Origin of the sequence: Pontibacter mucosus (genome assembly GCF_003054055.1) — a bacterium.
GTDB lineage: Bacteria > Bacteroidota > Bacteroidia > Cytophagales > Hymenobacteraceae > Pontibacter > Pontibacter mucosus.
Genome location: NZ_QBKI01000005.1, coordinates 252,365 through 267,658 on the forward strand (window position 1 = coordinate 252,365; position 15,294 = coordinate 267,658).

General features: G+C 53.3%; 10 protein-coding genes and 1 pseudogene. 3 read left to right on the forward strand and 8 right to left on the reverse strand.

Annotation, left to right across the window (positions count from 1 at the left end; translation table 11 throughout):
* Window positions 1-2 precede the first annotated feature (2 nt).
* From C8N40_RS11710 to C8N40_RS11720, 3 genes and pseudogenes are all read right to left on the reverse strand, one after another.
* Window positions 3-543, reverse strand: a pseudogene (locus C8N40_RS11710) (transposase).
* A 509-nt stretch (window positions 544-1,052) separates the two neighbouring features.
* Window positions 1,053-2,084, reverse strand: coding sequence for a LacI family DNA-binding transcriptional regulator (locus tag C8N40_RS11715; RefSeq protein WP_108211947.1), 1,032 nt, complete (start codon window positions 2,082-2,084; stop codon window positions 1,053-1,055).
* Window positions 2,085-2,207: 123 nt separating this feature from the next.
* The gene (locus tag C8N40_RS11720) at window positions 2,208-2,909 is read right to left on the reverse strand and encodes an SGNH/GDSL hydrolase family protein (RefSeq protein ID WP_211318091.1); all 702 of its coding nucleotides are present in this window, start codon (window positions 2,907-2,909) and stop codon (window positions 2,208-2,210) included.
* Between the two features lie 520 nt (window positions 2,910-3,429).
* Between C8N40_RS11720 and thrA the strand changes: the two genes are divergently transcribed.
* Genes thrA through thrC form a run of 3 tightly spaced genes read left to right on the forward strand, consistent with a single transcriptional unit; the run spans window position 3,430 to window position 8,153 of the window.
* Complete coding sequence (thrA, locus tag C8N40_RS11725; RefSeq protein WP_108211949.1) at window positions 3,430-5,880, forward strand: bifunctional aspartate kinase/homoserine dehydrogenase I; 2,451 nt, start codon at window positions 3,430-3,432, stop codon at window positions 5,878-5,880.
* Window positions 5,881-5,898: 18 nt separating this feature from the next.
* Window positions 5,899-6,852 (forward strand): homoserine kinase, encoded by a 954-nt coding sequence (locus C8N40_RS11730; RefSeq protein WP_108211950.1) that lies wholly within the window; start codon window positions 5,899-5,901, stop codon window positions 6,850-6,852.
* A complete protein-coding gene (gene thrC / locus C8N40_RS11735; RefSeq protein ID WP_108211951.1) occupies window positions 6,852-8,153 on the forward strand; it encodes a threonine synthase in 1,302 nt (433 codons plus the stop codon). The genes C8N40_RS11730 and thrC overlap by 1 nt, the downstream gene beginning before the upstream one ends.
* A gap of 320 nt (window positions 8,154-8,473) precedes the next feature.
* Here the strand turns inward: thrC and C8N40_RS11740 are convergent, their stop codons facing one another.
* The 5 genes from C8N40_RS11740 to C8N40_RS22435 all read right to left on the reverse strand — a co-directional run bounded on the left by C8N40_RS11740 (window position 8,474) and on the right by C8N40_RS22435 (window position 15,272).
* Window positions 8,474-9,310 (reverse strand): endonuclease/exonuclease/phosphatase family protein, encoded by an 837-nt coding sequence (locus tag C8N40_RS11740; protein WP_108211952.1) that lies wholly within the window; start codon window positions 9,308-9,310, stop codon window positions 8,474-8,476.
* A 31-nt stretch (window positions 9,311-9,341) separates the two neighbouring features.
* On the reverse strand, window positions 9,342-10,844 hold the full coding sequence (locus tag C8N40_RS11745) for a RagB/SusD family nutrient uptake outer membrane protein (RefSeq protein ID WP_211318092.1): 1,503 nt from the start codon (window positions 10,842-10,844) through the stop codon (window positions 9,342-9,344).
* Between the two features lie 18 nt (window positions 10,845-10,862).
* Entirely contained in the window at window positions 10,863-13,838 is a 2,976-nt protein-coding gene (locus C8N40_RS11750) for a SusC/RagA family TonB-linked outer membrane protein (protein ID WP_211318093.1), read from the reverse strand.
* A gap of 1,016 nt (window positions 13,839-14,854) precedes the next feature.
* Window positions 14,855-15,052 (reverse strand): hypothetical protein, encoded by a 198-nt coding sequence (locus C8N40_RS23430; RefSeq protein WP_170114086.1) that lies wholly within the window; start codon window positions 15,050-15,052, stop codon window positions 14,855-14,857.
* A 34-nt stretch (window positions 15,053-15,086) separates the two neighbouring features.
* The gene (locus C8N40_RS22435; protein WP_146173559.1) at window positions 15,087-15,272 is read right to left on the reverse strand and encodes a hypothetical protein; all 186 of its coding nucleotides are present in this window, start codon (window positions 15,270-15,272) and stop codon (window positions 15,087-15,089) included.
* Window positions 15,273-15,294 lie beyond the last annotated feature (22 nt).

Here is a 15,294-nt window from a genome sequence, read left to right on the forward strand (position 1 = left end):
AGCTATCTCATAAATGCCTTTAACAAAATCAGCATACATGCCAGTAGGATGAATGCCTTGAAGTTTTCTTCCTTATACTCATACCTGATCAGGCATCTTCTGTAATTGAACAACCAAGCAAAGAACCTCTCGACTTTCCATCTTCGCTTGTAGCGTCGGAGTTTCCTGACGTCCTGCGTCTTTTTCTTTGCTCTGCTACTCCTGTTAGGGGTAATCATCTCAATGCCCTGCCGGCTTAGCGCCTGATCCAGAGGGTCCGAATCGTAGGCCTTACTCCGATGAGCCTTTCAGGCAGAGAGTCAATAAACCGCCCCTCCAAATCACCCCTTGCTCCTGCCACTGCTGGAACCTTCTGTGGCAAGTCTGGCAGGGAGGGTAAATCACTGGCAAATGGCTCCATTGTGCTCCTGTCTTCAGTATCCACAGGATTCCTTCTAGCACTTCACGTTTGTCTCGCCAGGGCCTGCCTTTCCCGTCAGACCTTCTGGCTCCATCAGGAACCAAATCCTTTAGCTTATCCCACTGTTTATCTGTCAACTTCATGACAGATAAACAACCCGCTATGGAAGAAAATCCCTATTTATGAGATAGCTTCTAATAGCACGGGCACTATTACTGTCATTCCAAAATGAATGTAACCTCTTCATGCTGAAATAGCACACTTTAAATAACACTAAACCTAGACTATTTTTAACTTTTTTTGACTAAACTCGCTATTCTACTCTTCTTCATCTCTCGGATTATAGTCAGTTTTCATCTACTGCTGGCTGACACATGAGACTGAATATCAGCTCACAACCGGAACCATAATTTAGGTAAATCCTGTAAAAGAATTGGTTGGGTATCTGGGAGGCAGGTCTTTATAGTTATCAAACCACTCAGGAGCGCATTGGCAGGGGTAATGTGGCGAGTTGAATACCCTTTTGCAAATCAGGCCTTTCCTTAATCTAAAAAACAGAGGATTCAGGGCGCAGGAGGACCTAGGGCGCCTTGGGCAAAGCTGCCCCAGTTTGTCCCGCGCAGGAAGGCTGGATCGCCCTAAAGGAGTGTTATCAGACGCCGCGCGGCGCCTTTGGCCTGGAGGAGTCCCGCTCCCTGAGCTCTGCCTTGAGCACCACCTGATGCACCGTCTCCTTCCCGTCCCGCAGCAGCTCGAGCATGATCTCCATCAGTTTATGGCCGATTTCCTCCAGCGGCTGGGCCACCGCTGAGATGGAGGGCGTATGAATCCGGAAGAACTCCGTATCATCGAAGGTCATGATCCCCCAGTCGGTCAGCTTACCGGGAAAGTGCTCGCGCATCACCAGCAGGCCCTGCTGGGTCAGGTAGTTGGTCGCAAAGAAAACAGCGTCCAGCTCCGGGTGCGCTTCAAAGAACCCCCGCATACAGCTTTCCCCCTCCGGGGCATCCGCCCGGTAGGGCAACTTGAGCACCCTGCTTTTGAGCCTTACCTCCTTCACCGCCTTTTTGTAGCCTTTCAGGCGGTCCAACATCTGGGTCTGGCTGGTGTCGAGCGTCACAAAGCCTATGTCCCTGTAGCCATTCCCAATCAAATGCCTGGTGGCCCGGTAAGTGGCGTTTTCGTTGTCTATCACCACGTAATTCGTCTCCAGGCCGGGGAAATAGCGGTCGAACAGAATCACGGGGATGCCCGCCTCCAGCAATGCCTGTATCTGTTTTTTGGCGCCTGCCGAGGGGATGATGATGTAGCCTGTTACCTGCTGATCCCTGAAAACCTGCAGCAGCTCCTGGGTGTGCCGGTCGTCATTCTCGTTGCTGCAGAAAATAACCTTGTAGCCTTTCCTGTAGGCGATGACCTCGATGATGCGGGCCAGGCGGGCAAAGAAGGGGTTGGAGATGTCCTCCACCATGAAGACGATGATGTTGGACTTGCCCGTACGGAGGCTCTGCGCCAGCCGGTTGGGGCTGTAATTGACCTCCTTAGCGTAGCTGAGGACCCGTTGGGTCACCTCTTCAGAGATGCGCATCTCCGGTCCTTTGCCGTTCAGCACGAAGGACACAGTGGTTACGGAGACGTTCAGCCTGGAGGCAATGTCCTTGATGGAGGGTCGTTTGGGTCTCAATTTTCGAAAACAATTGGCGGTTTACAAATAACCGCCCATGATGGAGAAGGTGTTGGGGCACTACCGGTTGCTACTGCTGCTGCTCCATTGTACGGGTTTGCCCCTAAAAAGGAAAGCAGGAAACTAGTTTTTCCGGGCCCTGGGCTTCAACTCCTGCCTGGACGCCTTCTTCACCGCCTGGAGCACCAGGGGCTCCATCACGGCGTAGCCCTCCAGGTTGGGGTGCACGCCGTCGCCGGAGTACTCCTTCTTCAGGCCCTGTTCCTTGTCGGCCATGGCTGGGAAGTAGTCCAGGTAGACGAAGCCCTGCTCTTCCGCGTACCGCTTCATCCACGCGTTCACCTGGGCGATCATGCCCACCGCGTCGGCCTCCTTGCTCCACGGGTACTCCTTCACCGGCAAAATGGAACTGAGCACCACCTTTACCCCGTTGGCCTTCGCCAGCTGGGCCATGGCCGCCAGGTTGTCGGTTATCATCTTCACTGTGGAGGGGCCGGTGTTGCCGGCGATGTCGTTGGTGCCAGCCAGGATGACCACCACCTGCGGCTTCAGATCGAGCACGTCGGGGGTGAAGCGGATGAGCATCTGGGGCGTGGTCTGCCCCCCGATGCCCCGGCCCACGAAGCCGTGCTTTTCGAAGAACTCGGGCCGCTGCTGCCACCAGCCCTCGGTGATGGAGTTGCCCATGAACACGGCCTTGGGGGGCGTGGCAGAGGCGATGACCTGCTGGTTGGCGGCCTCGTACTTCTGCAGGTTGGGCCAGTCCTGGGCATAAGCGGTTGCGGTCATCGATAAGAGCGCTAAGGAGAGTAGTATTCGCTTCATGGTTTTATGGTATGTTCCTGTCCTGGTATTTAGAGCTGCAGGGCGGCGGCAGAAAGCATCCCACCCGGATGCGGCATGTAAAATATTACTTTTCCACTTATAAAACTATTAGTTTTCGTTTGATTATAAAGCCCCGCGCACAGAAACTACCCTCAGCTTGCTTGGGAGCATCTGCAAAAACCCACTCTAAGCAGCAGGTTACGCCGCTACCTTAGCTGCTGCAACCTATCCAAGGCAGCTTTTCACTGTAATATATTGACCATTAACATATTTATATCGATTTCATTAGCATATATAGAAAATAGTCTCCATATTACCGCCATGCAATCCATGAGCAACAACCTGTTTTCAACTACTATTATTATCTCCACCGGGATCATTACGATTACCGGGACAACAGGCTATTGCACATGGGGAAAGGAATATTATCGTAGTATGAGTTAAAAAAACGCATCATAACCTACAAAAAGGCCTTCCTCACTTCCTGAGGAAGGCCTTTTTGTTTTAATCCCTTTATAACATGAAAATCCTGAAATTCGGAGGTACCTCAGTCGGCTCCGCGCAGTCGATCAGCACATTGGTGCAATTAGTCAAAGAGCAACAGCAGCAAAATGAAGCCGTGGCCGTGGTCTGCTCGGCCATGGGCGGAGTGACCAACACCCTCCTGCAGCTCGTGGCAGAAGCAGCGGATGGAAAAGAGTATGGGCCCGGGTTGAAAACGGTTGAGGACCGCCATTTTGGGCTGGTGAAGACCCTGTTGGAGGTGAAGCACCAGAACGTGGCTCTGCTGGGACTCCGGCTATACTTGAATGAGTTGGAAGAATTGCTGGCAGGGGTCAAGGCACTGGGGGAGGCCTCTCCCCGAACCAGCGACCGGGTAGTGGCCTATGGCGAGCTCTGCTCCAACTATACCATTGCGCATGTGCTCAGGCAGCATGGGATAAGCGCAGTGTTCGCCGATGCCCGCCAGCTTATCAGAACGGATAGCAACCATGGCAGCGCCACCGTAAACGAAGCGCAGACCAACCAGCTTGTAAAAGATTTCTTCAGGCAGCACGCCGGCGCCGTTCCCGTGATCACGGGTTTTATTGCCTCCGACCAGCACGGCAACACCACCACTCTGGGCCGAGGAGGCTCCGACTATACGGCCGCCCTGGTGGGTGCCGCTGTGGGCGCAGACCAGGTGCAGATCTGGACAGACGTGGATGGCTTCATGACAGCAGACCCACGGCTGGTAAAGAAGGCCTTTTCGCTCAAACAGCTGTCTTACAACGAGGCGATTGAGCTTTCATACTTTGGCGCCAAGGTCGTGCACCCGCCTACCATGCTGCCAGCCATTGCCAGAGGCATCCCGATCGTGGTCAAAAACACGTTCAACCCTGCATTTGCCGGGACAGTCATTGGTCCCAAAACCTCTGTGAACGGCTCCCTGGTGAAAGGTATTACCTCTATTCCTGCAGTTAGCATGCTCACCGTACAAGGTGGCGGTATGGTCGGGTACAAGGGCTTTAGCGGCCGCCTGTTCAGTGCCCTGGCTCAGGCAGGCGTAAACGTGATCCTCATCACACAGGCCAGCTCTGAGCACAGCATTACCCTTGCTGTGTCGCCGGCGGAGGCCCGGGCTGCCAGTGCCGCCATTGAGGCAGCGTTTGGGTATGAGCTGCTGTCCGGCAGGCTCTCCACGCCAACAGTGGAGGAAGGGTACAGCGTGATGGCCGTGGTCGGGGAAAATATGAAGCAGGCCATCGGGCTGTCGGGCAAGCTCTTCAGCGCCCTGGGGCGCAGCGGTGTGAACATCAATGCTATCGCGCAGGGTTCCTCTGAGCTTAACATCTCTGTGGTGGTGAGCAGCGACGATCTGTCCAAGGCAATAAACTCTGTGCACGACGCGCTTTTTCTGTCGCCCGTGAAGACGCTGAACGTATACTGCTGCGGCACCGGCAACATCGGCGCCACCCTGCTCCGGCAGCTGGAGCAGCACCAGGGGCACCTGCAGGCCAGCCGGCACCTGAGAATCAACCTGGCAGGGGTGTGCAACAGCCGGCAGATGCTCTGGAACCGTGACGGCATCAGCCTTAAAAACTGGCAAGACGAGCTCGTGGTAAATGGAGAGCAGGCCAACCTGGAGCACTTCATGGAGCAGGCCGTGTCGCTCAACCTGCCCAACTCCGTTTTTATAGACAACACCGGCAGTGCCGACGTGGCCAGTAGCTACAGGCAATTGTTTGAGCAGAGTTTCTCGGTTGTGACCTGCAACAAGATCCGCAACTGCGGCACCTTCTCCGACTACTACAAGGACAAGCAGGTGGTACGCAAGTATGGCGTGGACTACTTCTTTGAAACCAACGTGGGGGCTGGCCTGCCGGTCATTAAGACACTCCACGACCTGCTTATCAGCGGAGACCAGGTACTGAAGATCGAGGCCATTCTCTCCGGCACTATCTCCTATATCTTCAACGAGTACAAAGGCGACAAAACCTTTGCAGCAGTCGTACGGGAGGCACAGCAGAAAGGCTTTACCGAACCCGACCCACGGGATGATCTCAGCGGGCTGGACTTCGCCCGGAAAATGCTCATCCTGGCCCGGGAGACAGGCCTGCCAATGGAGCTGCAGGAGGTGCAGATACAGCCTATCCTGCCGGAAAACTGTGTTGCTGCTCCTACAGTGGAGGGCTTTTACCAGGAGCTGGAGAAATCTGAGCCTTACTTTGCCAGATTGAAGGAAGAAGCGGCAGCCTCAGGAAAGGTGCTGCGCTACATCGGCTCGCTGGAGGAAGGAAAGGTAAGGATAGCGCTGGTCATGGCCGGTCCGGAACACCCTTTCTTTGGCCTTTCGGGCAGCGACAACATCATCTCCTTTACCACTGAGCGCTACCAGCTCAACCCGATGGTGATCAAAGGACCCGGCGCCGGCGCCGAGGTAACGGCCGCCGGGGTATTGGCAGACTTGGTACGGGTAGCAGCGTATTAACTTTAAAAAGAAGAACACGTGAAATCAATAAGAGTATTTGCCCCGGCCACTGTCGCCAACCTGAGCTGCGGCTATGATGTGCTGGGCCTTGCCGTGCATGCGCCTGGCGATGAAGTGATCATGCACCTCAACGACAGCGGACAGGTGACGCTGGACGTGCTGGGGGGTGACGAAGGACGCTTGCCCCGCGATCCCGAGAAGAATACGGTGAGCGCCGTGGTCATCAGCTACCTCCGGCACTTAGGGATAACGCAGGGGGTGAGCATCGAGCTCTACAAGCAGATGCCCTTTGGCAGCGGCCTGGGCTCAAGCTCTGCCAGTGCCGTGGCTGGGCTGGTGGCGATAAATGAGCTGATGGGCCAGCCGCTGACGAGGGAAGAGTTGCTGCCTTTTGCTATGGAGGGGGAGCGGCTGGCCTGTGGCAACGCCCACGCCGATAACGTAGCCCCTGCCCTGCTGGGCGGCCTGGTGCTGGTGCGCAGTTACCAACCGCTGGATGTGGTCCGGCTGCCGGTACCGCCTGACCTGGCCTGTGCCCTGGTATACCCGCATGTGGAAATCCCGACACGGGAGGCGCGGCAGATTCTCAAGGCGCACATACCGCTTCGGGATGCCGTGACGCAATGGGGTAACGTGGCCGGCCTGGTGGCAGGCTTCTGTACCAACGACCTGGGCCTGATCAGCCGGAGCATGCAGGACGTGGTGATAGAACCTATGCGCGCCATGCTCATCCCCTGCTTCGATGAACTACGGCAGCTCGCGCTGGAGCAACAGGCGCTCGGGTTCGGTATATCCGGCTCCGGCCCCTCTGTGTTTGCGCTCTGCAGCAGCCCCTCTGTTGCCCAAAACGTAACAGCCGCCTTAGAGGCAAAGCTCTCCGAGGCGGGCATTGGCAGCACTGCCTATGTCTCGGTGATCAACCTGCAGGGTCCGGTAATAGAAAATGTTCAACCCGTTTTAGCCAAAGCATAATGTTATATAGCAGCACTAGCCGACAAACCACACACGTACCTCTGGAGAAGGCGGTATTAAAGGGGCTGGCCGAGGACGGAGGCCTTTACATGCCTGCGTCTATACCGGTGCTCCCGCCCGCTTTTTTGGAAAACCTGCACCAGTTGTCCCTGCAGGAAATAGCCTATACCGTCGCCTCCGCATTTCTGCAGGAAGATGTTCCGGCTCAGGTTCTAAAATCTTTGGTGGAGGAAGTCCTGAACTTCGAGATCCCGCTGGTCAGGGTGGAAAAGGACATCTACAGCCTGGAGCTTTTCCACGGCCCGACCATGGCGTTCAAGGATGTGGGCGCCCGTTTCATGTCGCGGCTGATGGCCTACTTCACCCGGGGTAAAAACGAAGCGTTGAAGGTGATCGTGGCTACCTCCGGTGATACGGGCAGCGCCGTGGCAGCCGGGTTCCACCAAGTGCCAGGTATACAGGTATACATCCTTTACCCCAAAGGAAAGGTAAGCCCGTTGCAGCAAATGCAGCTCACTACCTGGGGCGACAATATCACAGCCATAGAGGTAGAGGGCACCTTTGACGATTGCCAACAACTGGCCAAGCAGGCACTGGCCGACCAGGAGCTCAGCCGGCGGCACCTGCTCACCTCCGCCAACAGCATCAACATTGCCCGGCTCATTCCGCAGTCGTTCTATTACTTTTACGCCTATGGCCAGCTGCAGCGGCAAGGCAAACCTGTTGTATTCAGCGTGCCCAGCGGCAATTTCGGCAACCTGACCGGTGGCTTACTGGCCGCCGCCATGGGCTTACCGGTACACCGTTTCATCGCCGCCACCAATGCCAACGATGTCGTGCCGCAGTACCTCGAGACCGGGGTTTACACACCCAGACCATCCATGCAGACCATCAGCAATGCCATGGACGTAGGCAGTCCCAGCAACTACGCCCGCATGGAAGCCCTATTTAGTGGGGAGCTGGAGCAGTTCCGCCGTTGCATTGCTGGCTATACTTTCACCGATGAGGAAACCCGAAAAACCATACAGGAGGTGTACCAACGGAACGGCTACCTCCTGGACCCGCACGGAGCAGTAGCCTACAGCGGAGCCCGGAAATTCCTGTCCCAAACCAAGGAACCAGCCGTTGCCGTCTTTCTGGAAACAGCGCACCCGGCCAAATTCAGGGAAGTTATGGAAGAAACGTTGGGAGAGGCCATTGCCATACCTGCCAGGCTGCAGCGCTTTGCGGAAAAGCAGGAGCACATCGTGCCGATGCAGAACAGCTTTGAGGAGTTGAAGAGTATACTATCGAAAGCATAAAGGAAAAGGATATACGCTGGCCACCGCATGAGTAAAGATGAACCGTCTCTGGCACCTAAACTTGGGGAGGACACATCTTTGACTTAAATATCCAGAAGGTAGCGGGTACTCCGGCCGCTACCTTTCTGAAAAAACGCTCCCAGTTCCAGAAGATGCTGCAAATCCCTTGTGGTAGTGACTTTGAGGCTTTGGTAAGAGCCAATTTTACAGTCTCACCTGCGGAACAATTTTCATCTGCTGAAGAGAGCAGACAATAAAAAAAGAACCATCCCAGCGAGTGGGATGGTTCAGGCTAATTCTTACTGCCATTTCACACAGGGTTACCAGGTGATGATTACATCTGCAATCACCGGCAGGTGATCCTGGTCATTCAGCCCGGTGCGGGGTACGGACACATTCATTATCTTGATATTTTTGCTGGTAATGATATTGTCAATGTTCTTGTCCGCACCGCCTGCCCTGCCATCCAGCTTAAGGGATCCGGCTGCGGTACCAAACCATCCTTGATAACCTCCGTTGGCCATGTTGAACCCTGCCTCCCGGAAGAGCAGCTGCTCGGCATCAGTGGCGTTCATATCTCCCATGCAGATCAGGTACTCGTACTTCTTCATTTCCGCTATGAAGGCATCCAGAGCAGGTTTATGCCACTCCTTCTGCCAAGGAATGTGGGTGGACATCACCGTCACTGTCTTACCCCCAATCTTCAAGTCACCGATTAAGGCATAATACTCGCCTGCCCAATACTTTTGCCGCAGGTTCGTCAACTTATAGTTGGTGGCAATTCCGTTGTAAATCCATTTATGCTCATCACCGAAGTAAACGTTGTTATAGAAGGGCTTCAACAATTCTTCCTCAGCATGAAGCACGCCGTCTGCATCGAAATACCTGTTCCACTCCTGCACGCCAAGAATGTCAAGGCTCTGCTCGCTTATCCACTCTCTCCAGTTGATCATCTCCAGGCGGGCGTAACGCTGCTTGCCCTCTTTCCCATACACGGCCTCGCCCCGAACTTCAAGCCCTCCCGCCACTCCCTGATTAAAATGGCCGACATTGTAGGTGGCCACCCTTAACTTCAGGGGGTGCTTATCTGCCGACTGCGCCGCCAGGTGAAGGGAGAAAAAGAAAACGGCTATAAAACAAATCAGTCTCTGTCTCATCTTAAGTCAATAAAGAAATAAAAGAACCTGCTTAATAACCAGGATTCTGGTCCTTGCCCTGATCAAGCGCTTTATTGTAGTTAAACTCTGAGTCTGGAATCTTCCACAGGTAATGGCGATCGGCAATCTGCGTAAAGGAGCCGTCCTTTACATTGAAATACTGCCCCACCAGCTCCTTCTCCTTACCCAGGCGAAGGATGAAATCCCAGTGTTTGGCCTCGTTCATCCGCTCGTAGGTCTCTTCTTTCACCAGCAGGTCTATAAACCTATCCAGGCTATTGTAGTCGGCCAGCTGATAGTCGACTTCCGCATTCGCCACGCTTGGGTTATAACCGTACCCTCGTCTGCGCAGCATATTGAGCGCCTCAATCGATTCACCCGTCGGTGCCCCCGCTACCCGCGCGCTCGCCTCCGCATAAGTGATGAGCACATCTGAATAGCGGATCAGCGGAATGGATACATTCGCACCGCTCCCGGATGCGTTGGGGTCCCAGTACTTTGTCAGCAAAGCCGTATACTCGCCGTAGGCATCCGCCCCAAAAACGTAAGGCCCTACATTAAGCCCATACCGGAGGTCATCCGTATCCCAGGTGGAGATTACATGGTTTCTTAAATCCGTATAATGGGTATAGTACCCAAACCCGTTCAGCATCCGTTTCCCTGGCTCGATCTGGTATTGAGGATGGGCTGTGTAGGATATATAATCCCAGGTCTTGCCGTCTGTACGAGAGGTCTTCAGGTAGAATACCTCTTCTGGGGAAGTGACCAAATCGTAACCGAACACCTTGTCAAAATCCCTTACAGTTGATACACTGACCAGGGAGTAAGCATTGCTGGAGATTACTTCCTCCGAAAGTTGTTTGGCCAGGGCGTATTCTTTCGTGTACATATACACCTCCGCTAAAAGCGCCTTGGCCGCGTTTTTACCGGGAGTGCCCACGAGACGGGGAACATCGGGGCAATTCTCGGATGCAAACTTTAAATCCTCGACGATAAAGGCATAGATCTCGTCCACGGAGCTCTTCGGCAGGTCCCAATCGGTCATGTTCTCTTCCGTTCTCAGTGGCACCGCACCCCAGTGGCGTACGAGGTTGAAATAGTTGAGAGCCCGCAAAAAACGTAACTCCGCCGTGTACGTCGCAATTTCTTCTGCCGACATCGCATTGGCAGCAGGCAGCTTGTCAAGGGCGGTGTTACAGTAGGAGATGGCCCGGTACAGGTATGTCCAGTTCGTTGCCAGACGGGTTTCATGGGTGGAGTTCACAATCCCATTGTAATGGTAACCGGTATACACCCCTTTGGGATAACAGTACTCGGTTTGGATTTCCAAAGTCGCAAACCAATTGGAGTTATAGGCCAACCGCATCATATCCAGCGGCGCCATCACAGCGGCGTTGGCCTCTTCTGCGGTGTTATAAAAGTTGTTGCTCGAAAGAGAGTAGGTGAAATCCTCCTCTTCCAGCACATCCTCGCAGGAAGTCATCATGAACCCTGCCGCGAACAAGGATAATAGTATGGCTATCTTGAATTTCATATCGTTTGTATCTTCAGATTAGAATTGAACCTTGGCGCCAAATGTGACCATCTTGGTATTGGGATAGGTAAAGTGATCGATACCGCTGTTTACATCCCCTCCCTTAGAGCTAACCTCCGGATCCACGCCCGTATATTTCGTGAGGGTCAGGTAGTTCTGCGCGCTCACGAATACATTCAGTCCCTTCACCCACGACAGGCTGTTCTGTATCGGAATAAAATAGGCCAGGCTGATGTTTTTCAGGCGCAGGTAAGAGCCATCCTCCAGGTAACGGTCAGAGTATTTCTGCGGTCCTACCCTTTCAATCCTCGGGTAATTTGCATTGGAGTTGTCCTGTCCCTCTCTCCAGCTCTCGTGGTACACTTTCCGCTCCACGTTCATCCCCTGGCTATAGCTGTAGTTTCGCATCTCACTCAGGTTGAAGACATCATTCCCATAGCTTCCCTGCAGGAACACATTCACTGCCCAGTTCTTGTAAGTCACGTCTGTGTTAAAGCCGTAGGTAAAATCAGGGTAAGGAGACCCTGCGATATAGCGGTCGTCTACATCGGTGTACTTCCCATCCCCGTTCAGGTCCTCGTAGGACAGCTGACCGGTCTCATCCAGGCCAGCGTCCTTGTAAAGGTAGAAGGCACCCAGCGGCTCTCCTTCCCGGATAATCGTGATGGAGCCCGCGCCGAAGCTTGTATGCGTGGCCCCCAGAATGTCGTCTCCGTTGGCCAGCTCGACCACCTCATTTTTATTGCGTGAGATGTTAAGGGAGGACTTTACCTGCAGGTCCTGTTTCTCCACCAGGCGACCGGCCACCGTCAGCTCAACCCCACGGTTGTTCATCCGCCCGATGTTACGCGTCGTCGAAGTGAATCCGGAAGAGGTTGGCAGAAAAACCGTGTTCAACAGATCGGTGGTGTTCTTCTGATAGTAGTCCGCCGTGATCTCGAGTCGCTGGTTAAAGAAGCCCAGGTCAAAACCAATATCCCATTGCGTCGTTGTCTCCCATTTCAAAGGTTCAGGATATGTTGTGCCGGGAGCGTAGTAGGTGTAGTTCCCGTTTCCAGTGGCCGTCTTCCCTGATCTGAGAAGGACCTGGGTCGAGTAGGGGTCGATTGCCGTCGAGCCCGTCTGCCCGAAGCTGGTACGCAGCTTCAGCTCGGATAAGGCCGCCGCATCTTTCAGGAATGGCTCCTCCGACACATTCCAGGCCAAGGCCCCCGAAGGGAAATATCCCCACCGTTGCCCCGGGGAGTACCTGCTGGAACCGTCGGCGCGTATGCTGGCCGTGGCGAGGTATTTCCCCTTATAAGAATAGTTAAGACGCCCCAGATACGACATCAAAGCCCATTTGGAATAACCTGTGTTGGGCGTGTTTACCGTACCGGCAGAGCCCAGCGCATTGGTGAGGGGTACGTCCGAGAGGAAGGTGTTTCCGGAGGCCGCAATGGATTTGTTGACGGCCTGCTGGTATGTAAACCCTCCCAGAATATCAAAGTTGTGTGTATTACCGATGGCCAGCTTGTAGTTGGCTATATTCTCGTTCACGATGCTCATCGCGCGCTGGTGGTTGACAGAGGCACTGTTATTCTGGTAGATATACCTGGACGTGGTATAGCCATCATACCTTCCGTCAGAGGCCTGAAGCCCGAGGGTAGATTTGATGGACAAGCCCTCTAACGGCTTAAGGCTCACAGAAGCGTTGACATTACTCAAATTGGTAACGGTACGGTAGGAAGTCTCATTGGCTATCATGACCGGGTTCCTGATCTCGTGTGAAGACCACGAAAACCAGGAGCGCAAATCCTTGTAGTCCCCATTATCATCATAGGGGGTAAACAGGGGAGACGCTGAATAAAGGGCGCTGAACATGGACGAACCCCCATGCCCTCCCCCATTGGACTGATTCATCCGGTCTATGGAAGAATACCCCATCTGCAGGGACACATCGACGAGCCTGTTTGGTGAGAAGTCCAGGGTAGACCGGACGTTGTACTTGTCAAAAGAACTGTTCTCAATCATCCCGTCCCTCAGGAGTGCGGAGGCACTGACAAAATACCGCATTCTTTCAGAGCCCCCTGAAAAAGTCAGGTTGTGATTACTGATTGGGGCATCCTGTAGCATCAAATCCTGCCAGTCGGTCCCCTTGCCCATGCCGGCAATCTCCGTCTCACTAAAGGGAGCCTCTTCCAGGATCTTCGCGTTCACCAGGTATTCGTTGTAAAAGCGCGCCCACTCCTGCGCATCCATCAGCTCCAATTTCTTGATGGGGGACTGAAGCCCGTAGTCAAAGTTGTAGGAGATGTTAGCCTGGCCTTCTCTTCCTCTTTTTGTTGTTACCAAGATTACGCCGTTGGCGCCACGGGAACCATAAATAGCAGTAGCAGAGGCATCTTTAAGTATCTCTATAGACTCAATATCATAGGAGTTTAGCGCATAGGAATCAAAAGGAATCCCGTCTACGATAAATAAGGGGGAGTTATTCCCAAGAATGGAGTTGACCCCACGGATACGAATGGTATAGTCGCCATCGGGAGCGCCGGTGTTCTGGGAAATCTGCACCCCAGAGGCACGCCCCTGCAGGGCCATGATCGGATCAGGCACGGGAAAAGCGGTCAGTTCCTCTCCTTTTATACTGGCCACCGATCCTGTCAGGTCCCGCTTTTTCACGGTACCGTACCCCACAACCACGACCTCATCCAGTGCAGACACATTTTCGGCTAAGGTAATATCGATACGCCCCTGGTTCCCCACCACCACTTCCTTCGACAAATATCCTATGAAGGAGAACACAAGCGTACTGTTTTCAGGTACGGTAAGCGTATACCTGCCCTCCAGGTCCGTTGTGGTACCAGTGGTGGTGCCTTTCACAATCACGGTAACCCCAGGTAGCGGCACACCCGCCTGATCGGTGACTCTCCCGCTGACAGGCGCTTGCTGGCCTGTCAAATTAAAAAGGTTGCCTTTCATGCGGTTGCCGCCGGAGGGTTCCTCCGCTTGCAAGGCTAGCCCAATAGGACTGGAAAGGTTTAGCTGACTCTCCGTGCTTGAGCCCTCAACCGACTTCAGTACTTCTCGGGGCCTGGAGGAATCAGCATACGCGTAAGTTAAAAAAGCTACCTGTAGCACAGATCCGACCAAAGCGAATTTGCTGAGCTTACAGATGACGTGTAAACTTTTTTTCATAAATTTGACGTGTTTTAATGTTTTAATGACATTGAAGCTGAGACAGATAGCGTAGCCTGAGAAACTTTTCTATCTGCCGAGAAGCCAGCAGGACTCCTGCTGGCTTTGTTTTTATGGTGCTACATAGGCTTTGGGATTAGACTTAAGCGGCGTATTTTTCTGTTGATCATATTTATAAGTTGAGCGCATGGCTTCCGTTAAGCTGTTCAGCCTAGCTTCTTGGGAAAAACACCTTTGGTCTGAAAGCTTGGGCTGCCCTTTTCCCAAGGCTTCTGTCACCACGTCGCACAAATGTTACAATATGGAAGGCACAGCAGGTTCTAGGGCTGTCAAACAATGCTATTCCGCTTCTGCTGGGATTTACCCATCTAGTAGATATACAGCTTGGTTCAACCATGGTTCATATGACTTCCGTGTAAAAGTAATAGGAGTAACTAAAGAAAATACCGTTATAACTTTACCAAATTATTATGCTTAAACTCAAGGCATTGTCCAGCTGGAGTCTGCGGCTACATCACCATTCCTTATAATATCACGAATCTTAGCTGCCCATTAAGAAATTCTGGCCAGTGGCTTACTTTTAGGATTTTAGCCGTAAAAGAAGCAGGTAATTTTATATATGCCCTATGACGGCAATATTACAGGTCCTATCTCATGGCTGGGCATGTGGGTTTAAGTATTTCAAATGCTTATCAGCTCGTTAGGAACTTGCTGCCGTTCCTAAATCAGGAAGCTTTTTGTGCCTGGGTATACCAGGAGTGCCGATCGGTCTGAATCATGTTGGCCTCTTTCCCTACGATCCAGCCAAGGCTGGCCTCCTTCTCCGTTTCCTATTAATCATTATCGTGGCCAGCGTTTAGGCTCGTCCACAGGGAGTTGACCCATATCCTGAAGCCCCTGCGCCGGAACTGTCGCAACTGTCCTGGCACTAGGGAGTTCTCCGTGGTAAAAACCGGCTCCAGGGCCACCGGCCGGGACTCGCGCTGGAACCCGCCGATGAGCTGCTCGGCCTCCGGCTTACCTAGGTTCACAATGGGAATACAGAAGATCCTGTCCTGCAGGGGACTAAAGTCTGCTTTCTCTTGAATCAGCTCTTACATCAGCAATGCTGGGTTCAGGAATATAACTGTCACTGTACGCAGCAACAGCGTCCTGAACACCAGTCATTGCCAGAGTGCGGTTAGTAAAATCAATCAAAACATCTTCCCGCATCAGACCTTTAGCTGAATATTTAACTTCCGTTAACTTCAAGCAAGACGCTTCTTTACAGTTT

What these genes read in the sequence shown, in the direction of transcription:
- C8N40_RS11720 (WP_211318091.1), bottom strand. Translation starts at nt 2,909, where the DNA reads ATGAAGCGAATACTACTCTCCTTAGCGCTCTTATCGATGACCGCAACC.
- thrA (WP_108211949.1), top strand. Translation starts at nt 3,430, where the DNA reads ATGAAAATCCTGAAATTCGGAGGTACCTCAGTCGGCTCCGCGCAGTCG.
- thrC (WP_108211951.1), top strand. Translation starts at nt 6,852, where the DNA reads ATGTTATATAGCAGCACTAGCCGACAAACCACACACGTACCTCTGGAG.
- C8N40_RS11740 (WP_108211952.1), bottom strand. Translation starts at nt 9,310, where the DNA reads ATGAGACAGAGACTGATTTGTTTTATAGCCGTTTTCTTTTTCTCCCTT.
- C8N40_RS11745 (WP_211318092.1), bottom strand. Translation starts at nt 10,844, where the DNA reads ATGAAATTCAAGATAGCCATACTATTATCCTTGTTCGCGGCAGGGTTC.